Source organism: Rhodococcus sp. WWJCD1, assembly GCF_002258735.1.
Classification (GTDB): Bacteria; Actinomycetota; Actinomycetes; order Mycobacteriales; family Mycobacteriaceae; genus Rhodococcoides.
This window is the reverse complement of the sequence record NZ_NOXY01000003.1, coordinates 114,711-139,407: the sequence shown is the minus strand read 5'-3', so window position 1 is coordinate 139,407 and position 24,697 is coordinate 114,711. Positions and strand designations below refer to the sequence as shown.

Annotated in this window: 35 protein-coding genes; 28 read left to right on the top strand and 7 right to left on the bottom strand. The window is 63.8% G+C overall.

All coding sequences use genetic code 11. The features are described from left to right. Positions 1-2: 2 nt before the first annotated feature. The 11 genes from rplC to CH286_RS00985 all read left to right on the top strand — a co-directional run bounded on the left by rplC (position 3) and on the right by CH286_RS00985 (position 5,955). Complete coding sequence (gene rplC, locus CH286_RS01035; RefSeq protein ID WP_027496309.1) at positions 3-668, top strand: 50S ribosomal protein L3; 666 nt, start codon at positions 3-5, stop codon at positions 666-668. After that, positions 665-1,342: a 50S ribosomal protein L4 gene (gene rplD / locus CH286_RS01030; protein WP_094608080.1), complete on the top strand. Its 678-nt coding sequence runs from the start codon at positions 665-667 to the stop codon at positions 1,340-1,342. The genes rplC and rplD overlap by 4 nt, the downstream gene beginning before the upstream one ends. Further along, the gene (rplW, locus tag CH286_RS01025; RefSeq protein ID WP_008718314.1) at positions 1,339-1,644 is read left to right on the top strand and encodes a 50S ribosomal protein L23; all 306 of its coding nucleotides are present in this window, start codon (positions 1,339-1,341) and stop codon (positions 1,642-1,644) included. Before rplD ends, rplW begins: the two co-directional genes overlap by 4 nt. Positions 1,645-1,683: 39 nt before the next feature. After that, entirely contained in the window at positions 1,684-2,520 is an 837-nt protein-coding gene (gene rplB, locus CH286_RS01020; RefSeq protein WP_008718311.1) for a 50S ribosomal protein L2, read from the top strand. Between the two features lie 13 nt (positions 2,521-2,533). Continuing rightward, the gene (gene rpsS, locus CH286_RS01015) at positions 2,534-2,815 is read left to right on the top strand and encodes a 30S ribosomal protein S19 (protein WP_008718309.1); all 282 of its coding nucleotides are present in this window, start codon (positions 2,534-2,536) and stop codon (positions 2,813-2,815) included. Beyond that, positions 2,812-3,234: a 50S ribosomal protein L22 gene (gene rplV / locus CH286_RS01010; RefSeq protein WP_027496311.1), complete on the top strand. Its 423-nt coding sequence runs from the start codon at positions 2,812-2,814 to the stop codon at positions 3,232-3,234. The genes rpsS and rplV overlap by 4 nt, the downstream gene beginning before the upstream one ends. Continuing rightward, a complete protein-coding gene (gene rpsC, locus CH286_RS01005; RefSeq protein WP_027496312.1) occupies positions 3,234-4,043 on the top strand; it encodes a 30S ribosomal protein S3 in 810 nt (269 codons plus the stop codon). Before rplV ends, rpsC begins: the two co-directional genes overlap by 1 nt. A gap of 3 nt (positions 4,044-4,046) precedes the next feature. Further along, complete coding sequence (gene rplP, locus CH286_RS01000; protein WP_027496313.1) at positions 4,047-4,463, top strand: 50S ribosomal protein L16; 417 nt, start codon at positions 4,047-4,049, stop codon at positions 4,461-4,463. Next, positions 4,463-4,708 carry a 50S ribosomal protein L29 gene (rpmC, locus tag CH286_RS00995; RefSeq protein WP_032376634.1) on the top strand — a complete coding sequence of 82 codons (246 nt, stop codon included), beginning with the start codon at positions 4,463-4,465 and terminating at the stop codon, positions 4,706-4,708. Before rplP ends, rpmC begins: the two co-directional genes overlap by 1 nt. Next, the gene (gene rpsQ, locus CH286_RS00990; RefSeq protein ID WP_032376635.1) at positions 4,705-4,983 is read left to right on the top strand and encodes a 30S ribosomal protein S17; all 279 of its coding nucleotides are present in this window, start codon (positions 4,705-4,707) and stop codon (positions 4,981-4,983) included. The genes rpmC and rpsQ overlap by 4 nt, the downstream gene beginning before the upstream one ends. 84 nt (positions 4,984-5,067) lie before the next feature. After that, positions 5,068-5,955, top strand: coding sequence for a glycosyltransferase (locus CH286_RS00985; protein ID WP_094608079.1), 888 nt, complete (start codon positions 5,068-5,070; stop codon positions 5,953-5,955). Positions 5,956-5,962: 7 nt separating this feature from the next. On the opposite strand, the gene CH286_RS00980 is transcribed toward CH286_RS00985, so the two are convergent. The 4 genes from CH286_RS00980 to CH286_RS00965 are packed head-to-tail and all read right to left on the bottom strand — an operon-like array spanning position 5,963 to position 12,149. Continuing rightward, the gene (locus CH286_RS00980; RefSeq protein ID WP_441347099.1) at positions 5,963-7,288 is read right to left on the bottom strand and encodes an AIM24 family protein; all 1,326 of its coding nucleotides are present in this window, start codon (positions 7,286-7,288) and stop codon (positions 5,963-5,965) included. 33 nt (positions 7,289-7,321) lie between these two features. Next, on the bottom strand, positions 7,322-10,444 hold the full coding sequence (locus CH286_RS00975) for an ATP-binding protein (protein ID WP_094608116.1): 3,123 nt from the start codon (positions 10,442-10,444) through the stop codon (positions 7,322-7,324). Positions 10,445-10,461: 17 nt separating this feature from the next. Beyond that, positions 10,462-11,115 carry a hypothetical protein gene (locus tag CH286_RS00970; RefSeq protein ID WP_037176569.1) on the bottom strand — a complete coding sequence of 218 codons (654 nt, stop codon included), beginning with the start codon at positions 11,113-11,115 and terminating at the stop codon, positions 10,462-10,464. Next, positions 11,112-12,149 carry an endonuclease domain-containing protein gene (locus CH286_RS00965; RefSeq protein WP_094608077.1) on the bottom strand — a complete coding sequence of 346 codons (1,038 nt, stop codon included), beginning with the start codon at positions 12,147-12,149 and terminating at the stop codon, positions 11,112-11,114. Before CH286_RS00965 ends, CH286_RS00970 begins: the two co-directional genes overlap by 4 nt. Positions 12,150-12,387: 238 nt before the next feature. Here CH286_RS00965 and rplN point away from each other — a divergent pair, with 238 nt between their 5' ends. The 4 genes from rplN to CH286_RS00945 are packed head-to-tail and all read left to right on the top strand — an operon-like array spanning position 12,388 to position 13,838. Next, complete coding sequence (gene rplN, locus CH286_RS00960) at positions 12,388-12,756, top strand: 50S ribosomal protein L14 (protein ID WP_008718280.1); 369 nt, start codon at positions 12,388-12,390, stop codon at positions 12,754-12,756. Then, positions 12,757-13,074, top strand: coding sequence for a 50S ribosomal protein L24 (gene rplX, locus CH286_RS00955; RefSeq protein ID WP_008718278.1), 318 nt, complete (start codon positions 12,757-12,759; stop codon positions 13,072-13,074). It begins immediately after the preceding gene. A gap of 1 nt (position 13,075) precedes the next feature. Beyond that, a complete protein-coding gene (gene rplE, locus CH286_RS00950) occupies positions 13,076-13,648 on the top strand; it encodes a 50S ribosomal protein L5 (RefSeq protein ID WP_008718275.1) in 573 nt (190 codons plus the stop codon). A 4-nt stretch (positions 13,649-13,652) separates the two neighbouring features. After that, complete coding sequence (locus CH286_RS00945) at positions 13,653-13,838, top strand: type Z 30S ribosomal protein S14 (RefSeq protein ID WP_008718273.1); 186 nt, start codon at positions 13,653-13,655, stop codon at positions 13,836-13,838. 91 nt (positions 13,839-13,929) lie between these two features. Here the strand turns inward: CH286_RS00945 and CH286_RS00940 are convergent, their stop codons facing one another. Both CH286_RS00940 and CH286_RS00935 read right to left on the bottom strand, forming a co-directional pair. Further along, positions 13,930-14,628, bottom strand: coding sequence for a DUF6885 family protein (locus tag CH286_RS00940; protein WP_094608076.1), 699 nt, complete (start codon positions 14,626-14,628; stop codon positions 13,930-13,932). A gap of 1 nt (position 14,629) precedes the next feature. Continuing rightward, positions 14,630-15,997, bottom strand: a complete 1,368-nt coding sequence (locus tag CH286_RS00935) for a glutamine synthetase family protein (RefSeq protein ID WP_094608075.1) — start codon at positions 15,995-15,997, stop codon at positions 14,630-14,632. Between the two features lie 394 nt (positions 15,998-16,391). On the opposite strand from CH286_RS00935, the gene rpsH reads away from it, so the two are divergent. The 9 genes from rpsH (at position 16,392) to map (ending at position 22,081) form a co-directional block, all read left to right on the top strand. Further along, positions 16,392-16,790, top strand: a complete 399-nt coding sequence (gene rpsH, locus CH286_RS00930) for a 30S ribosomal protein S8 (protein ID WP_008718266.1) — start codon at positions 16,392-16,394, stop codon at positions 16,788-16,790. 14 nt (positions 16,791-16,804) lie between these two features. Continuing rightward, a complete protein-coding gene (rplF, locus tag CH286_RS00925) occupies positions 16,805-17,344 on the top strand; it encodes a 50S ribosomal protein L6 (RefSeq protein ID WP_032376650.1) in 540 nt (179 codons plus the stop codon). Between the two features lies 1 nt (position 17,345). After that, a complete protein-coding gene (gene rplR, locus CH286_RS00920; RefSeq protein ID WP_032365631.1) occupies positions 17,346-17,762 on the top strand; it encodes a 50S ribosomal protein L18 in 417 nt (138 codons plus the stop codon). 34 nt (positions 17,763-17,796) lie between these two features. Then, positions 17,797-18,471, top strand: a complete 675-nt coding sequence (rpsE, locus tag CH286_RS00915; protein ID WP_032365630.1) for a 30S ribosomal protein S5 — start codon at positions 17,797-17,799, stop codon at positions 18,469-18,471. Continuing rightward, positions 18,471-18,650, top strand: a complete 180-nt coding sequence (gene rpmD, locus CH286_RS00910) for a 50S ribosomal protein L30 (RefSeq protein ID WP_008718256.1) — start codon at positions 18,471-18,473, stop codon at positions 18,648-18,650. Before rpsE ends, rpmD begins: the two co-directional genes overlap by 1 nt. Before the next feature lie 2 nt (positions 18,651-18,652). Then, the gene (gene rplO / locus CH286_RS00905) at positions 18,653-19,096 is read left to right on the top strand and encodes a 50S ribosomal protein L15 (protein ID WP_027496326.1); all 444 of its coding nucleotides are present in this window, start codon (positions 18,653-18,655) and stop codon (positions 19,094-19,096) included. 314 nt (positions 19,097-19,410) lie between these two features. Continuing rightward, positions 19,411-20,733: a preprotein translocase subunit SecY gene (gene secY, locus CH286_RS00900; RefSeq protein WP_032376651.1), complete on the top strand. Its 1,323-nt coding sequence runs from the start codon at positions 19,411-19,413 to the stop codon at positions 20,731-20,733. Then, positions 20,730-21,284: an adenylate kinase gene (locus CH286_RS00895; RefSeq protein ID WP_032376652.1), complete on the top strand. Its 555-nt coding sequence runs from the start codon at positions 20,730-20,732 to the stop codon at positions 21,282-21,284. Before secY ends, CH286_RS00895 begins: the two co-directional genes overlap by 4 nt. Then, entirely contained in the window at positions 21,284-22,081 is a 798-nt protein-coding gene (map, locus tag CH286_RS00890; protein WP_032404668.1) for a type I methionyl aminopeptidase, read from the top strand. Before CH286_RS00895 ends, map begins: the two co-directional genes overlap by 1 nt. A 2-nt stretch (positions 22,082-22,083) precedes the next feature. Here map and CH286_RS00885 read toward each other — a convergent pair whose 3' ends face one another. Then, a complete protein-coding gene (locus CH286_RS00885) occupies positions 22,084-22,977 on the bottom strand; it encodes a glycosyltransferase (protein ID WP_176458091.1) in 894 nt (297 codons plus the stop codon). 298 nt (positions 22,978-23,275) lie between these two features. Here CH286_RS00885 and infA point away from each other — a divergent pair, with 298 nt between their 5' ends. The 4 genes from infA to rpsK all read left to right on the top strand — a co-directional run bounded on the left by infA (position 23,276) and on the right by rpsK (position 24,692). Further along, positions 23,276-23,497, top strand: coding sequence for a translation initiation factor IF-1 (gene infA / locus CH286_RS00880; protein ID WP_005140011.1), 222 nt, complete (start codon positions 23,276-23,278; stop codon positions 23,495-23,497). An 89-nt stretch (positions 23,498-23,586) separates the two neighbouring features. Then, entirely contained in the window at positions 23,587-23,700 is a 114-nt protein-coding gene (gene rpmJ, locus CH286_RS00875) for a 50S ribosomal protein L36 (protein WP_025347279.1), read from the top strand. Between the two features lie 204 nt (positions 23,701-23,904). Then, positions 23,905-24,279, top strand: a complete 375-nt coding sequence (gene rpsM / locus CH286_RS00870; RefSeq protein ID WP_008718227.1) for a 30S ribosomal protein S13 — start codon at positions 23,905-23,907, stop codon at positions 24,277-24,279. Continuing rightward, positions 24,279-24,692 (top strand): 30S ribosomal protein S11, encoded by a 414-nt coding sequence (rpsK, locus tag CH286_RS00865; protein WP_027496331.1) that lies wholly within the window; start codon positions 24,279-24,281, stop codon positions 24,690-24,692. The genes rpsM and rpsK overlap by 1 nt, the downstream gene beginning before the upstream one ends. Positions 24,693-24,697 lie beyond the last annotated feature (5 nt).

The window sequence follows — 24,697 nt, the reverse complement described above, 5'->3', positions numbered from 1 at the left end:
CGATGACTGATAACAAGAACCGGCCTGCGACAGGAATTCTGGGCACCAAGCTCGGAATGACCCAGGTCTTCGACGAGAACAACCGCGTCGTTCCGGTGACCGTGATCAAGGCAGGCCCCAATGTGGTCACCCAGATCCGCACCCAGGAACGTGACGGCTACAGCGCCGTCCAGGTCGCATTCGGTGCGATCGATCCGCGCAAGGTGAACAAGCCCACCACCGGCCAGTTCGAGAAGGCAGGTGTCACGCCGCGTCGCCACATCGTGGAGATCCGCGTTGCCGACGCCTCGCAGTTCGAGGTCGGCCAGGAGCTCACCGCTGCAGTGTTCGAGGACGGCGCATACGTCGACGTCACCGGCACCAGCAAGGGCAAGGGCTTCGCCGGAACCATGAAGCGTCACGGCTTCAAGGGTCAGGGCGCGAGCCACGGTGCACAGGCTGTGCACCGTCGCCCCGGATCCATCGGTGGCTGCGCTACTCCGGGCCGCGTGTTCAAGGGAATGCGCATGTCCGGACGTATGGGTGGCGATCGCGTAACCACGCAGAACCTCTCGGTCCACAAGGTGGACAGCGAAAACGGTCTGCTGCTGATCAAGGGAGCTATCCCGGGCCGTCGCGGCAACGTCGTGATCGTCAAGTCTGCATTGAAGGGTGGTGCACGGGCATGACCAGCCTCGACAAGAAGACCGAAACCAACTTGACGCTGGACGTCAAAGAGGTCGGTGGCAAGACCAACGGAACCGTCGATCTGCCGTCGGCGATCTTCGACGCACCCGCGAACATCGCGCTCCTCCACCAGGTCGTCATTGCGCAGCTCGCAGCGGCACGCCAGGGAACGCACTCCACGAAGACTCGTGGCGAGGTTCGCGGCGGTGGCAAGAAGCCGTACCGCCAGAAGGGAACCGGCCGCGCCCGTCAGGGTTCGACCCGCGCTCCTCAGTTCGTCGGCGGTGGCACGGTCCACGGACCGCAGCCGCGCGACTACAGCCAGCGGACTCCCAAGAAGATGAAGGCAGCCGCATTGCGCGGTGCCCTCTCCGATCGGGCTCGCAGCGAGCGGATCCACCTGATCACCGAACTGGTTGCCGGACAGATTCCATCCACCAAGGGTGCGAAGACGTTCCTCGCCGAGCTCTCGGACCGCAAGAAGGTCCTGCTCGTCGTCGGACGCGAAGACACCGCAGCGTGGAAGAGCGTCCAGAACCTGGACGGCGTGCACCCCATCGCACCCGACCAGCTCAACACGTACGACGTGCTCAACGCCGATGACGTCATTTTCAGCGTGGAAGCGCTGAACACCTTCATCGCTGGGCCTGCAAAGAACGAGGAGGCAAGCAAGTGACCACGATCGCCGATCCCCGCGACATCTTGCTGGCACCGGTCATCTCCGAGAAGTCCTACGGACTGATCGAAGACGGCACGTACACGTTCCTGGTGCACCCGGACTCGAACAAGACGCAGATCAAGATTGCCGTCGAGAAGATCTTCGACGTCACCGTGACCAGCGTCAACACGATGAACCGTCAGGGCAAGCGTAAGCGGACCCGGTTCGGTTACGGCAAGCGCAAGGACACCAAGCGCGCGCTCGTAACGCTCTCCGCCGACAGCAAGCCCATCGAGATCTTCGGAGGTCCGGTCGCGTAAGCGACTGGGACTCTTCGGATATAGAGGACGAGAAGACTCATGGCAATCCGTAAATACAAGCCGACAACCCCGGGCCGTCGTGGCTCCAGCGTTTCCGATTTCGCTGAGATCACGCGTTCGACCCCCGAGAAGTCGCTGATCCGCCCGCTGCACGGTCGCGGTGGACGTAACGCACACGGTCGCATCACCACCCGGCACAAGGGTGGCGGTCACAAGCGTGCGTACCGTCTCATCGATTTCCGTCGCAACGACAAGGACGGCGTGCCGGCCAAGGTCGCTCACATCGAGTACGACCCCAACCGCACCGCGAACATCGCACTGCTGCACTTCGCAGACGGCGAGAAGCGCTACATCGTCGCACCCAAGGGCATCGCCCAGGGATCGCCGATCGAGCAGGGTGCCAATGCCGACATCAAGCCCGGCAACAACCTGCCCCTGCGCAACATCCCGACGGGTACGACCATCCACGCGGTCGAACTCCGTCCGGGTGGTGGCGCAAAGATGGCCCGCTCCGCTGGAGCGAGCATTCAGCTGCTCGGCAAGGAAGGCCCCTACGCCACGCTGCGTATGCCGTCCGGTGAGATCCGTCGCGTCGACGTGCGCTGCCGCGCAACCGTCGGCGAGGTCGGCAACGCCGAGCAGTCGAACATCAACTGGGGCAAGGCCGGCCGCATGCGCTGGAAGGGCAAGCGCCCGACCGTTCGTGGTGTCGTGATGAACCCGGTCGACCACCCGCACGGTGGCGGCGAGGGCAAGACCTCCGGTGGACGCCACCCGGTCAGCCCGTGGGGACAGCCGGAAGGCCGTACCCGCAAGAACAAGGCGAGCGACAAGCTGATTGTCCGTCGTCGTCGTACCGGCAAGAACAAGCGCTAGGAGGGAGTTCAGAATGCCACGCAGCCTGAAGAAAGGCCCGTTCGTAGACGATCACCTCCTCGCGAAGGTTGACGTCCAGAACGACAAGGGAACCAAGCAGGTCATCAAGACCTGGTCCCGTCGATCGACAATCCTGCCCGACTTCATCGGTCACACTTTCGCCGTCCACGACGGTCGCAAGCACGTACCGGTGTTCGTGTCCGACTCCATGGTCGGCCACAAGCTCGGGGAGTTCGCACCGACCCGCACGTTCAAGGGTCACATCAAGGACGACCGGAAGGCGAAGAGGCGATGACCAACTTCACCCCCACCGCCAATCCGACTGCCAAGGCCGTAGCGAAGCACGTTCGCGTCACGCCGATGAAGGCACGTCGCGTCGTGGATCTGGTTCGTGGGCGCTCCGTCGAGGACGCGCTCAACATCCTCAAGTTCGCGCCGCAGGCAGCGAGCGAGCCGGTCGCCAAGGTGATCGCGTCCGCAGCCGCCAACGCCGAGAACAACCTGGATCTCGATCCCAGCACGCTGATCGTCGCCACTGCATTCGTCGACGAGGGCACCACCCTCAAGCGATTCCAGCCGCGCGCTCAGGGCCGGGCATTCCGGATCCGCAAGCGCACCAGCCACATCACGGTGATCGTCGAAAGCCTGCCCAAGACCGGCGGAACGTCTCGCAACCGTCGTAAGGGCCAGGCGTCCAAGGAAGGGGCTCAGTAGTGGGTCAGAAAATCAACCCGCACGGCTTCCGCTTGGGTATCACCACTGACTGGAAGTCGCGCTGGTACGCAGACAAGCAGTACTCGGAGTACGTCAAGGAAGACGTCGAGATCCGCAAGCTTCTTGCCACCGGCATGGAGCGCGCGGGTATCGCCAAGGTCGAGATCGAGCGCACCCGTGACCGTGTTCGCGTGGACATCCACACGGCACGTCCCGGCATCGTCATCGGTCGTCGTGGTGCCGAGGCCGACCGCATCCGCGGAGCTCTCGAGAAGCTGACCGGCAAGCAGGTCCAGCTCAACATCCTCGAGGTCAAGAACGCCGAGTCCGAGGCTCAGCTCGTGGCCCAGGGTGTTGCCGAGCAGCTCAGCAACCGCGTCGCATTCCGTCGCGCAATGCGTAAGGCCATCCAGTCGGCCATGCGTCAGCCGAACGTCAAGGGCATTCGTGTTCAGTGCTCCGGCCGTCTCGGTGGCGCAGAAATGTCTCGCTCGGAGTTCTACCGCGAGGGACGCGTTCCCCTGCACACGCTCCGTGCCGACATCGACTACGGGCTGTACGAGGCCAAGACCACCTTCGGCCGCATCGGCGTGAAGGTCTGGATCTACAAGGGCGACATCGTCGGCGGACGGCGTGAACTCGCTGCCGCTGCGGCTCCGGCCGCCGGTGCAGACCGTCCCCGTCGTGAGCGTCCCACTCGTCCGCGTCGCAGCGGTGCCTCGGGCACCACGGCGACCAGCACCGAGGCCGGCCGCGCGGCATCCGCAACCGAGGCTCCGGCCTCGACCGAGCCCACTCAGGAGGGCTGACGCATGTTGATCCCCCGCCGGGTCAAGCACCGCAAGCAGCACCACCCGAAGCGTTCGGGTGCCGCCAAGGGCGGAACTCAGGTGACATTCGGTGACTACGGCATCCAGGCTCTCGAGCCCGCCTACATCACCAACCGTCAGATCGAGTCCGCTCGTATCGCGATCACTCGCCACATCAAGCGTGGCGGCAAGGTCTGGATCAACATCTTCCCGGACCGTCCGCTCACCAAGAAGCCTGCCGAGACCCGCATGGGTTCCGGTAAGGGTTCGCCCGAGTGGTGGATCGCGAACGTCAAGCCGGGCCGGGTGCTCTTCGAGCTGTCGTACCCCGACGAGACCATCGCGCGTGAGGCACTGACTCGCGCCATCCACAAGCTGCCCATCAAGGCACGCATCATCACCAGGGAGGAGCAGTTCTGATGGCTACCGGAACCCCAGCCGCAGAGCTCCGCGAGCTCACCGGTGAAGAGCTGGTCACCAAGCTGCGTGAGTCGAAGGAAGAGCTGTTCAACCTTCGTTTCCAGATGGCTACCGGCCAGTTGGACAACAACCGTCGACTGCGCGTGGTGCGCCACGAGATCGCGCGTATCTACACGGTGCTCCGCGAACGTGAGCTCGGCTTGGCCTCTGGTCCTTCCGAGGACACAGCAGGTGACGCAGCATGAGCGAGGAAAACACTGTGACTGAAGAGCGCAACAACCGTAAGGTCCGGATCGGCTACGTCGTATCCGACAAGATGGAAAAGACGATCGTGGTCGAGCTCGAGGACAGGGTCAAGCACCCCCTCTACAGCAAGATCATCCGTCGTACCACCAAGGTCAAGGCACATGACGAGAAGGGCGACGCCGGCGTAGGCGATCGCGTTCAGCTCATGGAGACCCGTCCGTTGTCCGCCACGAAGCATTGGCGACTGGTCGAGGTTCTCGAAAAGGCCAAGTAAGCACCGAGTGCTGGAAGAGCCCATTCCCGGGTCAACCGGGGATGGGCTCTTCTGTGTTCTCACCCGAGGTAGGAAGTGCATTCGATGGACGAGAACCGACGCAAGGGCGTGACTGTCATCATCCCCGTCCGCAATGCGGTCGCGACCCTGAGAGCCCAACTGGACGCCTTGGCGGTACAGGATCACGGCATCGACTTCGAGGTGATCATCAGCGACAACGGGTCGACCGATGGGCTGCGGGAGTTTCTCGACATGCGCCCTGACGACTACGGAATATGCGTTCGGTACGTCGATGCTTCCGGTTCTGCAGGCACATCGCACGCACGTAACGTGGGGGCATCGGCAGCTCGAACCGAGTTGCTGGCGTTCTGCGACGGCGATGACGTCGTCCGGCCCCAGTGGTTGAGCGAACTGGTGGCTGCCGCATCGACGGCGGATCTGGTGAGTGGCTCGGTGGACACGTCGAGGGTGAATTCTCCTACGGTGTACCGTCGCCGCCCGATGACCCCCTCGAGCGCGGGATTCGACACCGACTTTCTCCCGTACGTCCCAGGCTGCAACTTCGCGGTATGGGCCGATGTCTTTCATACAGTGCACGGTTTCGACGAGACCTTGACCGAGGCAGGCGAGGACCTCGACTTCTCCTGGCGTGTACAACTGGCCGGGTTCCGCATGGCTCATGCAGGAGCCGCGACCGTCGACTACCGCCTCAGACCGACGATGCGCGAGTTCTGGTCACAGGTGCGGCGATACGCGGTCGGCGACGTTCAGCTGTATGTGGCGTATCGCGACTACGGGTTCGCCGGTCTGTCGGTCAGGGTCTTCTCGCAGCATGTGCTGCGCCTGCTGGTGACCAATCCACTGGTGCCGCAGAGCTTGTCGCGGGTGCCCCGAGAACGCTGGATCGCAGCTGCGGCTGTGCTCGTCGGTCACGTCCAGGGATCGATCCGGTACCGCACGCTGTTCCTGTGATCGAGGGTCACCTGCCCAGCAGGCCACCGAGCGCCCCACCGACGCCGGCTTGTTCCCCGCTGCCGGCACCACCGATCAATCCGCCCGGCGGCTGTTCCGACGGCTGTACGACGACGAATCCCTGACCCGCGAACTCGAGGGTGAATCGCTCACCGGTCGAACGGCCGATCAGGGTCCCGAGTCCGAACGAATCGTTCTTCTTCACCCGTGTCTGCAAGGACGACGACCACGCGACCGCAGCTTGCGGATCTGCGAACGTCGGCTGATCGACGTTCAGCACCACCGGCACGCCGTCGGTCGTGATGGCGATCCGCCCGCGTCCGGTGAACACACAATTGAAGAAGCCCGCGTTTCCACCTGCCGCCGCGCCCTGGACTCGCTTGACGTCGTAACTCAGTGAGGACTCGAAGGCCAGCACGTTGGCACCGTTGATGGTCAGTCCATCCGTGCCGTCCAGGTCGATCAGATGGACATCCTGCGCAGCGTTGGCGAGGAAGAGGTCACCCTGACCCGATACCTTCATCAGCGGCACACCCTCCCCGGAGAGCGCCTGCTTCAGTGCCCGACCCAAACCGCCCGAGCCCTGCGCCTCGAATTTCAGGTTGCCCTGATAGGCGACCATCGAGCCCGCCCGGGCCATCAGCTCGCCGCTCAGACCCACCCGGCACATCTTGCTGCCCTGCTTCTGAATGCCGGATCCGGGAACCTCGGCGTGTACGGGCGCGAACAGTTCGCTTCTCATGGCCAGAACTCCTTGTTGGACAGGTGAATTCACGGGTGATTCGGTGTTCTGCGACGGGGTTGTCGTCGATGCCTCGGGCGGCGGCTGCTCGTCGTCTTCGATACTGATCCCGAAAGCGGTGGCCAGCCCGGCCAACCCGTCCGCGTACCCCTGGCCGACAGCGCGGATCTTCCACTGCTCACCGCGCCGGTAGAGCTCGAGACACACCAGCGCGCTTTCGTCCCCGAGAGCATCGGCAGCGAACCCGACCTGGGCCGTACCCGACGCATCGGAGACCGTCACCGACGTAGGGCCCGCGGCGGCAAATGTTGCTGGACCACTTCCGTCCAGCGAGGCCGCGATCGCAATGGTCTCGATGCCGGGTGGAATCGCAGACGGATCCATCCGGACCAGATGACCGGAGGACGTCCGGTGGTACTCCACACCCGCGCCCGCCGGCTGGTTGTAGAACACCAGATCTGCGTCCGAACGCACACGTCCGTCCCGCCCCAACAGCAATGCGGATACATCGACGGAGGTCGAGCTGGCCAACGTCACTGTCAGGGGGCCGGACGGAGCGGGGCAGTTCTCCCCGCGAGCGAGGCTTTTCACCGGATCCAGTGTGCCAGTGTCGGACGCCTGCTGTCAGGAACGTGCGAGTTCGATGACCTCTTCCTCGGTCGGTGGACTCTTGGGGTGATACGACAGGCACAGGGGAGTGGCCGTGCGTCGGAACTCCGCACCTTCCACGGCGGCATAGAACTGACCGGCGGGCAGACGCCCGACGTCGGGAACCGAACCGCCCTTGACTCGCGCCATCTCCTTGGCCGCATCGACCTGCGACGGGCTGTTCAACAGACCGTAGAACTGAGTCGACGCATTGCCGGCAATACGGTTGTGCAGACCCTTCGGAGCTTGGGTGGCGAACACCAGACCGAGCCCGTACTTACGTGCCTGCGACGCCAGAGCCAGGGTGCTGTGTGTCGCCGCGGTCGTCCTGTCCGACGGCGCGAAGTTCTGTGCCTCGTCCATGACGAACAGTCCGCCCAGCGGCCGGTCGCCCGCAGGATTTTTCTTTATCCATGCGAACAACCCCATCTGCAGCTGGTTGACGAAACTCTGCTTCTGCTCGTCGGTGGTCAGACCGGCCAGGTTGATCACCGACACCCTGGCCTTCTTGCCCTCGACCGGCGTCAGCAGAACAGCCGGATCGACCGGCGTACCTGCTCCGGCGAACATCGGATCGTTCGCGGCGGCGGCTTTGAGATTCTCGGCCAGACCGGCAGCGATGCGGACGGCGTCGCGCATCTCGCTGGCGTCCTCGGGGAATTCCTCGAGCAAGTCGATGAAGTCTGTGAGATTGCCACCGTGCGGCCGTCGACCGAACAGATCGAGTGCCGACTTCAGCACGGCCCGACCGTGTTTGGCCTTCTGCGACGTGCCGAGAACGCCGGCAGCCGGTTCGAGCGAGGCCAGTGCGGACTCGACGGAGGCCTCGAACTCGTCGGCGTCACCGAGGACGCTGACAAAATCGGGAAGGGGCTGAAAGCTCAGCGGCCGACCTGCGGACTTGCGCGGCGTCCAGACCACGACGTCGGTGTCGCGCAGGTATGCCGTTGCTTTGGCTTCGTCACCCGGCGGCCAGGTTCGCTCGTCCTCCGGCCAGGCAGTGCCGAGACGGGCGAGATCGTTGTTGACGTCGAGTACGATTGCCGAAACACCTTGCAGCGCGCACTCTTCCACGAGGCGGCGGATCAGCACCGTCTTGCCCGAGCCGGAGCCGGCGAAGATCGCAGTGTGCTTGCGCAATGCTTCGAGGGGAACAGCGACATCGGCACCGGTACTCAATTCGGCACCCATCACGATGGACGGCCGACGCGATGCGGCCGGTGCCGACGCAGTGATCGGGGTCTCCGGTTCGATCAGGGCCGTGTCGTCGTCGACGACGCTCACTGCAGGCAACACAGCGCCGAACAGTTCGACGTCGTGTGCCGGCTTGCGCGCGAGCAGCCAGGAGGTGAGCGCGGGGGAGTTCTCGCTCAGCAGGATCGACAGTGCTGCCAATGCCCGACGGTCCTCGTCGCTCAACGGGACCACGACGCCTCCGGCGCGACGCAGGGCTGCAATGGTCTGCTCGGTCTTCGCTCCGTTGGGCCACGGGTCGTTCCTGATCAGAATCAGCCGCCGTTTGGGCATGTCGACGCGGAGGCCCGCTGTGGTCACTGCGCGCTCCACTCGGGCCAGCGCGGCCCGTGCGTTGCCGGACGTCACCGCACGGAAGCACCAGTGCTCCTCGTCGTCGGTATCGGTGTCGACGGTGTGGCGTAGCCGGGCGTGCAGGGCAGGCTTGCCGCTCGGGGGCGGGTCCTGGGCGAGGCTGTCATCGGACGACTGGTGTTCGTGGATCCACGCGGTCAGACCCGCAGACAGCAGCGCGGGAACGATCGAATCCTCGCTGTCGGGTCGCAGCGGAACGGAGACGTCCACCTGTTCGCGAAGTTGCCGGTAGCGATCGTCGAGTGTGTCGAGTTCGTTGACCCGCGCGGTGGGAAGTTCCGGCGCATCTGCCGGGCCGGACCGGTCGGTGAAGCTCGTCAGCTCCGACGCGATGCCGGTGTCGAGGCAGTGCCGGATGTGGCGATCGACGGCAATGAGCAGCTGGCGCGGAGTGAAGTCCGGGGCTTGCTCGAACGCGTCGGGGGCCACCGGCCACGTCGGGTGCGGCGGAGTGAAGCCGGCTTCGAGGAAGCACGCTGCCAGGCGGCGTCCGAGCAGCAGCCGACCGATGTCCGACGACGGAATCGGCTTGAGCGACTGAGTGACTCGGAAGCGGTCTCGCATAGGAGCGACTCCGCGGGCAGCGATCAGTTCCCACGCACTCGACAGAGCTGACAGCACCGAGGCGGTGCGGGGGAGTGTCTCGCGTAGAGACATCAGCCCGTGCGCCAGCTGTTCGACGACCTTGTCCTCCTGCGCGTCGGCGAACTCCTGATCGGATCCGGTGCGCGACTGGGCGACGAGGGTGTCGATCTGGTCGATCGCGAGAATCGTCGGGCCGGTGATCGCGAGGAGTCGCGAAATGTTCTCGGCGATGCCCTGATGGCCGAGCTCGGCGCGGCGAATTCCCCACCCCGAGAACTCCTCGGGATCGACGTCGTCGATGGACTGCAGGTATGCGTCGCCCAGGTCCTGAACCGCAGAGTCCGGGGCAATGGACAGCACCAGTGCGCGCAGTGTGTGCTGCGACGTCCGGCGATGGCGGGGATGCACCTTGTACACCGCGGTGACGAAGGCATCGAGCGTCTCGGCGTCGATCATGTTCTCGCCCATGATCTTTGCGCGCTGATCCTCGGACGCGTCGCCGATCTCGCACAGGCGTCGAAGCAGCAAACCGAGCTGACTGTCGGATCCGCGACCGGACGGGCGCATCAGATCGTCGAGCATTCCCATCAGCGTCGAGCGCCAGAATCCGGCGGCGTCGAGGAGCCGGATCAGGAAGAAGTAACCCCCCTTGAGCTGTACTTCCTCGCGCACCTGGCCCAGTAGGTGCGTCTTGCCCGAGCCGGCAGGCCCACGCACGACGACGCCGAGAGGGCTGGCGTCATCGGACACATCGGCATCGTCGTACGCATTCATCACTTCGAGGAACACCCGCTCGTGCATCCCCGGCACATGCACGTTCGACTGCGAACGCCACACGTCGTCGGGTGTCGGTGCCCAGCTCAGCCGCACCGATTCGAGGGCTCGGATCTGCTCGTTGTCCGTCATCGTCGACTCAACGCCCATCATGCTTCGATCGAGAGAAGGTGGTTCTGCTGATTACCGACTACGACGGCGGCAGCACGTTCCTCGTCCGTCAGTGTCTTCTGATTCTCTTCGGGGATCAACGAAACGTCCGAAGCTCGTCGCAGGCGTGCGAGAGCGTCGTCGAGGTCGCTTCTCGGTATGTCGTGCAACTCGTTTCGCAGTCGCGAGAGTCGAACCGTGCTGCCGGGTTCACGTGCGAGCCGCGCGTAAGCCGTGCGAATCGAGGCTTCGATGTCGACCGTCTCGTCGGACTTCTCGGACCTGTCGGCGGGTGCGGGTTCGTCCTCGCGGGGCGAGAACACATCCGCCGGACGGCTGTCGGTGCGATCGAGCCATCGACGCAACCCGGCCAACACGGTGAACATCGCCTTACCGGCTCCGGTCGATCGAGCCGGGGGTTCACCGCCGATGAGTTCACCGCAGGTACGCCACCCCTTGTCGGTCAGTTCGAGAGTCATCGGGCGTACCGAGGAGTTCACCTCGATCAGACCTGCGTTCTTCAGCTTGTCGCGAGAAGGCTTGGCCAATTCGGGGCCCATCGTTCTGAGTTCGGAATTCTTGACCGGACTCGCTTCGGCCATCAGGACCAGTAGCACTGCTGCCTCGGTCCCGTTCAGGTCTTCGGTACTCATCGAGGATCCCCCTTCGATCGTCTTCTCGATACTGCCTCGCGGATGGTAGCGACAGCGCGGTGCGGGTCGTCCATCACCTGAGCGTTGGTGAACCGCAACACCATGTAACCGTGTGTCTGCAGTTGGTTGTCGCGCACGCGGTCCTCGGCGAAACGCTCGGGTGCACGGTGTTCGTTCCCGTCGATTTCCACGACGACTCTCTCGGTGCGCCACAGTACGTCGACTGTGAACGGTCGGCTGAGCTCGCCGAGCCGGATCGAGCGATTGTGTTCCCGTCCGGTGGCCCACTCGTGCACGTCCAGCGCTCGATACAAGCGCTTTTCCGGATCACTGGCCGGGTGCGGATGTCCGGCGATCGGTGGATAGCTCAGTGGGCGAAACCGATCGAGGACGGTGCTGACGCCGGTGGGCACTGCGGGTGCACGAACCGACACCGACGGGAACCGATCCATGCCCGACGCCCCGTCCCCGATGACCCACACCGCCATCCCGGCGTGCGTGCACAGCCATTCCGCCGCAGTTGCGGCGACACCGGCATCGATGCCCGTGGGTACGACCAACACGAGCGCGGCGGAACGGCGACGTTGAGCAACTGCGAGTATCCGCGCCGAACCCGCAGCCCGGGTTTCCACGGTGAACGCCGCTCGACGCGGTGATCGCCCGGCGACGGCCGCGTCGGCGAGAGCTCCGACGTAGGGGCCGAAGTGCACGGTATCGGCGGCCAGCCGCACAGCTGTCGTGCGTGCCGCGCGCCGATCCAACGTGGACGTGCCTGCCTGGTGGTCGAATTCCGGAAGCCAGAGCTCAGCCGAGTTCGCCGCCGCATTCTCCAGCTCGTCGACCACGGCATCCACGAGGTCGACAGTCCGTTTCGCAGACCTAGGCTCGAGTGCGAAGAAGACGATTGCAGGCGCAGCGGTGGGCAGCGGGTTCACCGAATCGGCGAGCTCGCGTTCGGTGGCACCGTGCACTCGAACGACTCGATCCATGGGTAGGCCCGACCACCAGCCCGCGGTAATGTCGTTCGACGTCATCGCCCTGCCACGACGATCCGAAGATGTTCCATCCCCGAAACCGTACCGAGAGTCCTGGGTCCGTTGGCAACGGCTCGAGAGCGGGCGATCACGATTTGGATCCACGGGGGCCGTTCCCCTACACTTGACCGGTTGCCTGTGGCAGCGGTGTGCCTTCGTGCGCCCGTACCCGGCAGCCGACCGCGCGTGTCGGGACGGAAATCCGGCACGTACGTACATCCAGGTCAAGGAGAAGTGAGTGATTCAGCAGGAGTCGCGAGTACGCGTCGCTGATAACACGGGCGCAAAGGAAATCCTTTGCATCCGCGTTCTCGGTGGCTCGTCACGTCGCTACGCCGGAATCGGCGACATCATCGTAGCTACGGTGAAAGACGCCATCCCCGGTGGAAACATCAAGAAGGGTGAGGTCGTCAAGGCCGTCATCGTCCGCACCGTCAAGGAGCGCCGTCGTCCGGATGGCTCGTACATCCGCTTCGACGAGAACGCTGCTGTGCTGATCAAGCCGGACAACGATCCCCGTGGAACCCGTATCTTCGGCCCGGTCGGCCGCGAGCTGCGTGAGAAGAAGTTCATGAAGATCGTCTCGCTCGCCCCGGAGGTGCTGTAAATGAAGGTGCACAAGGGCGACACCGTTCTCGTGATCGCAGGCAAGGACAAGGGCGCCAAGGGCAAGGTCATTCAGGCCTACCCCGCTGACTCCAAGGTTCTGGTCGAGGGCGTGAACCGCATCAAGAAGCACACCGCGGTCTCCGCCAACCAGCGCGGCGCATCCTCGGGTGGCATCGTCACTCAGGAAGCCCCGATCCACGTATCGAACGTTGCTGTGGTCGACTCGGACGGAAACCCCACTCGCGTGGGCTACCGGACCGATGAGGAATCCGGCAAGCGCGTTCGAGTTTCCCGGAAGAACGGGAAGGACATCTGAGATGACTACCACCGAAAACATCGCGGGCGAACAGCCCCGCCTCAAGGCGCGCTACCGCGCCGAGATCAAAGACGCCCTGAACACCGAATTTGCATACGAGAACGTCATGCAGATCCCCGGCATCGTCAAGGTCGTCGTCAACATGGGTGTCGGCGACGCCGCCCGTGACGCCAAGCTGATCAACGGTGCAGTCGCCGACCTCGCTGCCATCACCGGCCAGAAGCCGGAGATCCGCAAGGCTCGCAAGTCCATCGCACAGTTCAAGCTGCGCGAAGGAATGCCCATCGGCGCACGCGTCACCCTCCGTGGCGACCGCATGTGGGAGTTCCTCGACCGTCTGGTCTCCATTGCCCTTCCCCGAATCAGGGACTTCCGCGGCCTCTCGGGCACGCAGTTCGACGGCAACGGAAACTACACGTTCGGCCTCAACGAGCAGTCGATGTTCCACGAGATCGACGTGGACAAGATCGACCGTCCGCGCGGCATGGACATCACCGTAGTAACCACCGCAACCAACAACGAAGAAGGCCGCGCGCTGCTCAAGCACCTCGGCTTCCCGTTCAAGGAGAACTGAGTCCATGGCGAAGAAGGCATTGGTCAACAAGGCCAACAAGAAGCCGAAGTTCGCGGTGCGTGCATACACTCGCTGCAACCGCTGCGGCCGTCCCCATTCCGTGTTCCGCAAGTTCGGCCTCTGCCGCATCTGCGTGCGCGAGATGGCACACGCCGGAGAGCTTCCCGGAGTTCGCAAGAGCTCCTGGTGATCTGAAGCCTCCGGGCTTCACCACACCACGCTGATGGGCGTGGGTTCCGAAAGGAACCCACGCCCATTTTGTGTTGCTCGAATCCTAATTTTCACACAGTCCACACGTCGTGTCGTAGCTCCAGTGAGCGGACCAGACCGACCGCCGCATGATGATCATGGCTGTCGATGATCAGCAGCAGGCCACGCTCGGACATCGCCGACGCGAAGGCGTCGATGGAGACGGTTCTACACCCGGGCGGCATATCCGGGTCTCCGAGTTCCCGATAGGTGTCGGCGATCGCTACTGCGTCCTCATCCGGGTCGAATCCCCAGACGGTCACGAAATGTCCTACATTCCAATCGAATTCGGTCAGTTCCGCGGTGTGAACATTCGCCACCAGGCCGAATCGGAAGTGCGCGTCGGCAAGGCGGACAAGTAGCAGGCGTAGCCGCTCGGCACCGGGCCCCATGATCGGAACGACGGCAACGCGGTGGTCGGTTGCCGTCTCGATGCCCTCTGCGAGACCTGCCGCTGTGGTCCCGGCTGCGTCGATCGATGCGGCCCTCGGCAGTGCGTCCCACCCGTCGGTGATTCGAGGGGTTCCGGGAGGACCGGTCGACTCGACCTCGACCGGCCAGATCGCGGACCCTGATGCGACCGCAAGTGCCGTCACGCCCGGTGCATCGTCGCCCATGACGGCCGTCAGCGCAACCGATGCCGAGAACGGTCCGCAGAGTTGATCCGGTTGCGGCAGAACGCGATCGAGCTCCGAGGCAATAGTGCTTGCCCTGGGGAACCGGCGCAGCATCTCAGTAGATCCAGCGCAACGATTCGAGCAGTTCGTCCTCGGTATGGCTCTCCGCCCACGCGGCGTCGGCGTCCCGGCAGGCAACGAATGCGCCCAGAAGTTCCTCGCCCAACACGTCTCGGACCAGTGCTGACGACAGTAGGTCTTCGCGCTGCTGCGCGTGGGTGGTCGCGAGTGCGGAGATCCCCGCGGTCTCGCGGCGCGCGTCGTCCCAACCTCCCACGTCCTCCTGGATCGGTGATGGCAACTGCGCCGAATCCGCCACTCCCGACAGGCCGGCCGCGATCGTGACGGCCAGTGCCATATACGGATTGGCGGACGCGTCGCATGCCTTCAACTCGACGTTGGTGTGTTCCGGGCCGAGAAGGGGCGTGGCCGGTACGAGTCGCACTGCAGCCTCACGGTTTTCGACGCCCCAGAACCCGAAGGCACCTGCCCAGTAGCCCGGTCGACGACGCAGCAGCGACCCCGAACTCGGTGCCGTGATGGCAGTGAGTCCCGAAAGTTCTCGAACGAGGCCCGCGATGTACGCCCGCCCGGTGTCGGACAGTCCGTACTCTCCGTCCCCGGTCAATGCGTTGTGACCGTCACGAACCAGTGACGTGTGCAGGTGCCACCCGTTACCTGCACTGCTCGATGAGGGCAGGGGAGCGAAGCTTGCCCGCAGGCCGTGAGCTTTCGCCGCTGAGTGGATGGTCTGCCGCGCGAGAACTTGCGCATCGGCTGCAGCAAGTGGATCGAGTGGACTCAATGCGATCTCCAGCTGGGAGCCGCCGTACTCGGCATGAATCTGACCGATGTCGAGGCCATTCGCAGTCAGCGCCTCGAGCAGCAGGACTACGAATTCGTCGACGTCGCGGAGTGCGTTCGCCGAGTAGGCAGGTCCGCGTTGAGCGGACAGCCCGTCCGATTCGCGAGTCAGGGCGAACTCGATCTCGAATCCGGCCCGCACCTCGAAACCCGCATCGGACGCCCTCTGAACCTGCCGCTCGAGAACAGCACGCTGATCGTAGGGCCACGGTGTGCCGTCCGCCGAGACCTGTCGTCCGTGTGCCCACGCCAGCCCCGGCTGTCCGGACAGGGCGACCACGCTCGACGCGCTCTCGATCACCGGAATCAACCGCACATCGCCGGACGGCGTCGACAGTCCCTCGTGGGCGAATGTGATCCCGTCGTGGGAATCGAATACCGCGAACACCGCGGTGACTCCCACTCCACGCCGTGCGACTGCAGTCAATTCTGAGGTGGGCACGGTGCGCGATCGGACGATGCCGTTGTTGTCGACCCAGCCGATCGTCACCCCGGCGATGTTGCGGTCACGCAGAGTGTGGGTGAGGTGGTCGATGTCGACTGCCTTCGAGTCCGTCATGGTCCGACGTTAGCGAAGAAGTGGGAGTCCGGGTGTCCGACTGGACCCGAGCCGCTGCGCAATGGTAGGGCGATTTGGTCTTCGGGTGCGTGATGCCTACACTAGAGCGGTTGCCCGGGCTTCGTCGTGCCTGCACGCGAGTCCTTGCAATACAGAACGCAACCTCGAGTTCTCCGCACGTCAGCATCGAATGCGGAAGCTCGTAACACCTGGCAGTGCAGCGATGCATTGCTTGGAGCGCAACCCCTGACCGGCAACAGTCGGTCAGGACATGTTCACTTCGCTGTAGGCCCACGATGTGACGAGCCAGGCCCGTCGGTTTTCCGAAACCCACAGGCACCAGCCCGCGCGTGCTGCATGGGAACCGCTGCGAGAAAGGTGCACAGGTCACACCATGACGATGACCGATCCAATTGCAGACTTCTTGACTCGTCTGCGCAACGCCAATTCGGCGTACCACGACGAGGTGAAGCTTCCCCACTCGAAGCTCAAGGCGAACATCGCCGAGATCCTCAAGCGCGAGGGCTACATCTCCGATTACCGCACGGAAGACGCCGAGGTGGGCAAGACCCTCATCGTCGATCTGAAGTACGGCCCGAGCCGTGAGCGCAGCCTCGCCGGCGTGCGACGCGTCTCCAAGCCCGGTCTCCGGGTGTACGCAAAATCCACCAATCTGCCCAAGGTTCTCGGCGGCCTGGGCGTGGCGATCATCTCCACGTCCACCGGTCTGCTCACGGAGCGTCAGGCTGCCAAGCAGGGTGTGGGCGGAGAAGTCCTCGCCTACGTCTGGTAGGGGAGGCCACCACCATGTCACGTATTGGAAAATTGCCGGTCCCAGTCCCCGCTGGCGTCGATATCACCATCGACGGCCAGGACGTAGCGGTCAAGGGCCCCAAGGGTGCCCTGAGCCTGACAGTCGCCGAGCCCATCAAGATCGCCCGCGCCGACGACGGCACCATCGCCGTCACCCGGCCGGACGACGAGCGTAAGAGCCGCTCGCTGCATGGCCTCTCGCGCACACTCGTTGCGAACCTCATCACCGGTGTCACCAACGGTTACACCACCAAGATGGAGATTCACGGCGTCGGTTACCGCGTCGTACTCAAGGGCAAGGACCTCGAGTTCGCACTCGGTTACAGCCATCCCGTGCTGATCGAAGCACCCGAGGGCATCACGTTCACGGTCGAGTCGCCCACGCGATTCACCGTTGTCGGCATCGACAAGCAGAAGGTCGGTCAGATCTCTGCCAACATTCGTCGTCTGCGGCGTCCGGACCCGTACAAGGGCAAGGGCATCCGCTACGAGGGTGAAGTGATCCGCCGCAAGGTCGGAAAGACGGGTAAGTGATATGAGCCAGCAAACAGCAGACAAGGCGAACGTCGTCAAGCGCACACCGCGCGGCACCGACGTCTCGACGAAGCGTCGCCTGTCGAAGGCACGTCGTCACTTCCGCCTTCGCAAGAAGATCTCCGGAACGCCCGAGCGTCCGCGCTTGGTCGTCAACCGGTCCTCGCGTCACATCCACGTGCAGTTGATCGACGATCTCGCGGGCCACACGCTGGCCAGCGCGTCGAGCATCGAAGCCGATGTGCGCGCGCTCGAGGGCGACAAGAAGGCCGTCAGCGCGAAGGTCGGCGAGCTCATCGCCAGCCGTGCGAAGGCAGCCGGCGTCGAGGCAGTCGTGTTCGACCGCGGCGGCAACAACTACAGCGGCCGCATCGCGGCACTCGCAGACGCTGCCCGCGAAGGCGGGTTGACGTTCTGATGATGACAATGACTGACAACGGAAGGACAGCCTGATGCCGGGACGTCAACGGCGTGACGGCGGAAGCGGCCCCGCCGGACAGAACAGTGGCCCCAACGCAGGTGGCGACAACAACCAGCGCGGCGACAACCGCGGTGGTGGCGGTCGTGACCGTCGTGACAACGGCCGTGGCGGAAACGCTGCGGACAAGTCGAACTTCATCGAGAAGGTCGTCACGATCAACCGCGTCTCCAAGGTGGTCAAGGGTGGTCGACGCTTCAGCTTCACCGCCCTCGTCATCGTCGGTGACGGCAACGGACTGGTCGGCGTCGGCTACGGCAAGGCCAAGGAAGTTCCCGCGGCCATCCAGAAGGGTGTCGAGGAGGCTCGCAAGAGCTTCTTCCGCGTCCCGATGATCGCCGGCACCATCACGCACCCCATTCAGGGCGAAGCCGCTGCCGGCGTCGTCATGTTGCGTCCGGCCAGCGCCGGTACCGGCGTCATCGCCGGTGGCGCTGTGCGCGCAGTGCTGGAGTGCGCCGGTGTCCACGATGTGCTGTCGAAGTCGCTCGGTAGCGACAACGCCATCAACGTCGTGCACGCGACCGTCGCGGCCCTCAAGGGTCTGCAGCGTCCCGAGGAAGTTGCGGCTCGCCGCGGCCTGACCCTCGAAGAGGTTGCACCCGCCGGAATGCTGCGCGCTCGCGCACAGGCAGGAGCGGTGAAGTAATGGCTCAGCTGAAGGTCACTCAGATCAAGAGCACCATCGGCCAGAAGGCGAACCAGCGTGACAGCCTGCGTACTCTCGGGCTCAAGGGCATCCGCCAGACGGTCGTCCGCGAGGACAACCCGCAGAACCGCGGACTGGTCAACACGGTGCGCCACCTCGTAACTGTTGAGGAGGTCTAACCATGACCATCAAACTGCACCACCTGCGCCCCGCAGCCGGATCCAAGTCGACGAAGATTCGCGTCGGCCGTGGTGAAGGTGGCAAGCGCGGCAAGACCGCAGGTCGCGGTACCAAGGGAACCGGCGCACGCAAGAACGTGCCGGCACGCTTCGAGGGTGGCCAGATGCCCCTCCACATGCGGCTCCCGAAGCTCAAGGGCTTCACCAACCGCAACCGTGTCGTGTTCCAGGTCGTGAACCTGCGCGACATCGAGCGCCTGTTCCCCGAGGGTGGTCAGATCGGTATCCCCGAGCTGATCGCCAAGGGAGCCGTTCGCAAGAACGAGCTCGTCAAGGTTCTCGGAGACGGAAACCTCACCGTGAAGGTCGATATCTCGGCCAACAAGTTCACGGGCTCCGCCAAGGAAAAGATCGCCGCTGCCGGCGGTTCTGCAACCGAGGTATGAGCATTGCTTCGAAGTGCTGATTAGCAGCGCTTCGAGCAGCAGTTCGTGACGATGGCCGCAGCCACAGCTCTCGCAGCTGAGCTGCGGCCATCGTTGCCTACACGCAATGTCGTGTGTGTCGACCGATCGGCCAGGGTCCAACACTGACCGTCGGGACGTTCGATGCGCACTGTTAGAGTTCTAGAGTTCAGAGAAGTTCGTATCGATGCGGTCGACGTATGTCGTCCGCAGTCCATGCTCGTGAGGCTCACGGGAGCATCAGTCGCTCCCGATGAAGCACTCGCGGCGTCAACGCAGTCGTGCCAGGAGGATCTTTGCTTTCCGCCTTCGTGTCGGCCCTCAGGACTCCTGACCTGAGACGGAAGATCCTCTTCACGCTCGGTCTGGTGGCCCTGTATCGCTTCGGTGCAACGCTGCCGTCGCCGGGTGTCGACTACGCCAATGTCCGAGCGTGCATCGACCAGGTCTCCGGTGGAGATTCGGCGGGCATCTACTCGTTGATCAACCTGTTCTCGGGTGGAGCGTTGCTCCAGCTGTCGGTGTTCGCGATCGGCATCATGCCGTACATCACCGCCAGCATCATCGTGCAGCTGCTCACCGTCGTCATCCCCAAGTTCGAGGAACTCCGCAAGGAGGGACAGTCGGGCCAGGCCAAGATGACGCAGTACACGCGTTACCTGTCGATCGCACTGGCCATCCTGCAGGCGACCGGCCTGGTGGCCCTCGCTTCGCGCGGCCAGCTGCTCCAGGGATGTCAGCAGGACATCATCGCCGACCAGTCCATCTTCGGGCTCGTCATCATCGTGCTCGTCATGACTGCAGGCGCAGCCGTCGTGATGTGGTTCGGCGAGGTCATCACCGAGCGCGGTGTCGGTAACGGAATGTCGCTGCTGATCTTCGCCGGTATTGCCTCGCGCATCCCGTCCGAGGGCAACTCGATCCTCGAGAGCCGCGGCGGACTGGTGTTCGGGTTCGTCTGCTTCGCAGCGTTCCTCATCATCACCGGTGTGGTGTTCGTCGAGCAGGGTCAGCGTCGTATTCCGGTTCAGTACGCCAAGCGCATGGTCGGTCGAAAGATGTACGGCGGCTCGTCGACCTATCTTCCGCTCAAGGTCAACCAGGCCGGCGTCATCCCGGTGATCTTCGCGTCCTCGTTGCTCTACCTGCCCAATCTGATCGCGCAGCTCACGTCTGCGAGCACGGCAACAGATCCCAGCTGGTGGCAGCGCATCATCAACGAGTACCTGGTGAACCCAGCCAACCCCGTCTACATCGCGATCTTCTTCGGTCTCATCGTCTTCTTCACGTACTTCTACGTGGCGATCACGTTCAATCCCGAAGAGCGCGCCGACGAAATGAAGAAGTTCGGCGGGTTCATTCCCGGTATCCGCCCCGGCAAGCCGACTGCGGACTACCTGAACTACGTTCTCAGCCGCATCACGCTGCCCGGCTCGATCTACTTGGGCACGATCGCTGTGCTCCCGAACCTGTTCCTCGACATCGGCAGTTCCGGTGGAGGCGGGAACCTCCCGTTCGGTGGAACAGCCGTGCTGATCATGGTCAGCGTCGGCCTGGACACCGTGAAGCAGATCGAAAGCCAGCTCATGCAGCGCAACTACGAAGGGTTCCTCAAGTGAGACTTGTTCTGCTCGGTCCCCCCGGTGCCGGCAAGGGCACTCAAGCCGTTCTCCTCTCCGAGAAACTGGGCGTGCCGCACATCTCCACCGGAGATCTGTTCCGCGCGAACATCGGCGAGAAGACGCCGCTCGGCCTCGAAGCGAAGAAGTACCTCGACGCCGGCGATCTGGTTCCCAGTGAGCTGACCGTCGACATGGTCCGCAGCCGTCTCGCCGAGCCCGACGCCGTCAACGGTTTCCTGCTCGACGGCTTCCCCCGTTCGGTCGGTCAGGCCGAGGCTCTCGTGGGCATTCTGTCCGATCTGAACGCGAAGCTCGACGCCGTACTGTCGTTCGTCGTCGACGAGGACGTCGTAGTCGAACGGATGCTTGCGCGTGGTCGCGAGGACGACAAAGAGGACGTCATCCGCAACCGCCTCAAGGTGTACCGAGACGAAACGGCACCGCTGCTGGACTACTACGCCGACGAGCTCGTCACGGTCGACGCCATCGGTGAAGTGGACGAGGTCAACGCTCGCGCGCTGAAGTCCATCGAGGATCACGGCAAGTAATGGCGTTCGGCCGTAAACGCAAAGTCGTACCGTTTCGCAGCGCAGGTGAGCTCGACGCCATGGCGGCTGCCGGTGCGGTCGTGGGTGCTGCGCTGGTTGCCGTCAGAAACGCGGCGGGTCCCGGGGTCTCGACACTCGAGCTCGATCGAGTAGCCGAAGCGGTGATTCGGGACGCCGGGGCCGTTCCGTCGTTCCTCGGGTATCACGGCTTCACCGGCAGCATCTGCTCCTCGGTGAACGATCGTGTGGTGCACGGCATTCCGTCCGCAGACGAGATTTTGGCTGCAGGCGACCTGGTCTCGATCGATTGTGGTGCGGTCCTCGACGGGTGGCACGGAGACTCCGCGTGGACGTTCGGCGTCGGGGACATCATCGAGGCCGATGCAATGCTGAGCGAGGCGACGAGACTGTCGATGGAAGCCGGTATCGCGGCAATGCTTCCTGGTAACCGACTCACCGACGTTTCGCATGCCATCGAGTCCGGAACGCATGCGGCGGAAAAAGCGCACGGCCGAAAGTACGGAATCGTCGACGGCTACGGCGGCCACGGAATCGGCCGCGAGATGCACATGGATCCATTCCTGGCGAACGAGGGTGCACCGGGCAAGGGCCCGGAGTTGGTGGTCGGATCGACGCTCGCGATCGAACCGATGCTGACTCTCGGGACCTATGACACCGACATCCTCGAGGACGGGTGGACCGTCGTCACGACCGACGGATCGCGCTCGGCGCACTGGGAACACACGGTCGCCGTGACCGAGGACGGGCCACGCATCCTGACGGTTCGGCCCAGCTAGAACTACCAGGCCAACGATCCGTAACGACGTCCCCCTCGGATGAGTCCGAGGTGGGCAGCCGTCAAACGTAGCCAGAGGCGCGTCGGCATCCGGGTCAGTGCGGTCGGCAGCAGTGGGTTTCGCAGTGCAAGCGCGAGTAGCGCGACGATCGTTGTACGGATTCGGAACGGCGGGCATCCGCTAGCCCGGTACATCCCGCGGACGTGGGCCGAGCCGTATCCGAGTGCCCCCGCTTGTGCCCAATTGTCTCGGTAGCCCGTACGCAGACGATATTCGACCAGCGGCTCGGCTATGAAGTGCAGGCGAGCGCCCGATTGCTGTGCGCGCCAAGAGAATTCCATGTCCTCGCTGGCATGAACGAATTCGAGCATCCCTCCGAGATCTCGGTAGGTCGACGCGTGGCACGCCATACTCGCTCCGATGACGAACGGTCGAAATGCTGACTTGCCCTGATTCGAAGGTGGGGCGAACGGAACGGCGGCTCGCGTGGATTCCGAGTTCAGTGCCTCGGTGCTCAGGCCGGTTCCCACGAGGTCGTAGCGCTCGAGCTCGGCAGTGATGCGCCGCAGCCACGTCGGGTGCACGACGTCGTCGGCATCGCAGAAAGCCAGGAGTGGGCCGTCTGCTGCCTCCGCCCCCCGATTGCGCGCGAAGGACGCGCCTGCGGTGCCGGACGAATCGACGTACTTCAGATTCAGTCGGGTCCGTAGCTCGTGGCTCTTCACGAACTCACACACGCCGTCGGTCGAGCCGTTGTCGCTGACGATGACCTCGAACGAGCCGTCGTAATCCTGATGCGCGAGCGCGCTCAATTGTTGGCCGAGTAAATCCTTGGCGTTGTGTACGGGAATGATCACGGAGACGGCTGGGCTGTCTCCGGACGGGTTGGAACTCAAGAGTGCACCTTGCGGGCTCGGACTCTGCACGATTATGGGCGGACGAAACGTTAGCTTCTTTGAACGAGCGTGGCCAGCCGAGGTGTTTCGTGCCCGCTTCGCGCGCATTTGGCCAGATGTGTGTTTGCCGGTAACATAGATCGACGGTGCGCCCTGCGTACCGGATGTTCGCGTGCCCGCATGGGCTGCGAGCGTTTCCGGCGACACGCAGGCTCGAGCGATCGGGTCGGTCAGTGCGCATCACGGTAACGGAAACAGATGCAATCAACCAGGTGTGAGAGCCAGGATCGCGGAGGATATGGCCAAGAAAGACGGTGCTATCGAGGTAGAGGGCCGAGTAGTCGAACCACTGCCCAATGCGATGTTTCGCATTGAGCTCGAAAACGGCCACAAGGTACTCGCTCACATCAGCGGAAAGATGCGTCAGCACTACATTCGCATCCTTCCCGAGGATCGCGTCGTCGTAGAGCTCTCGCCCTACGACCTCACGCGTGGACGCATCGTTTACCGCTACAAGTAAGAGCTTCCCCGGCCACGTCCGGTCGGGGGGAACCATGCTCGGAGCCGCTGCCCGCAGTGGGGCCGAGCTACACACAGGAGATCAACGACGTGAAGGTTCAGCCGAGCGTCAAGAAGATCTGCGAAAAGTGCAAGGTGATTCGTCGTAACGGGCGAGTCATGGTGATCTGCGACAACCTGCGTCACAAGCAGCGTCAGGGATAACCACCGAGCTTTTCGCACGTCGGCTTGGCAACAGCTAGAAGATGACCTCCCAGCACCAACCGTGACACACGCGTTGCGGCATACCCCCGGCACGGAGGCCGGGGCCCCACTGAGTTGGTTGAAAGACGCTTCACACCCCAGCGGTGAGAAGGACACAGGGGACGGACTGGGAGCAGACCTCCGGACAAGAAAAGGAAATGCCACATGGCACGTCTCGCAGGTGTGGATCTGCCGCGCGAAAAGCGCATGGAGATCGCACTGACTTACATCTACGGCGTCGGCCGTACCCGCTCCAAGGAGATCCTCACAGCGACGGGCGTCAGCCCCGACCTGCGAAGCAAGGATCTCGGCGACGACGATCTGCGCAAGCTCAGCGATTACATCAACGAGTCCCTCAAGGTCGAGGGCGACCTGCGCCGCGAGGTTCAGGCCGACATCCGTCGCAAGATCGAAATCGGCTGCTACCAGGGTCTTCGCCACCGTCGTGGTCTGCCCGTCCGTGGACAGCGCACCAAGACCAATGCGCGTACCCGTAAGGGACCCAAGCGCACCATTGCCGGCAAGAAGAAGGCGAAGTAATGCCCCCCAAAGCACGCGGTACCGGTCCGAAGAAGGCGCAGAAGACGCGTCGCAGGGACAAGAAGAACGTCCCGCACGGATCTGCGCACATCAAGAGCACGTTCAACAACACGATCGTGTCGATCACCGACCCCGCCGGAAACGTCATCTCATGGGCGTCCTCGGGACACGTGGGCTTCAAGGGCTCGCGCAAGTCGACTCCGTTCGCCGCACAGCTCGCAGCCGAGAACGCTGCGCGCAAGGCACAGGAGCACGGCGTCAAGAAGGTCGACGTGTTCGTCAAGGGTCCCGGCTCCGGCCGTGAGACCGCTATCCGCTCGCTTCAGGCCGCTGGCCTCGAAGTCGGCACCATCTCCGATGTCACCCCTCAGCCGCACAACGGCTGCCGTCCGCCCAAGCGGCGTCGGGTCTAGCGGGA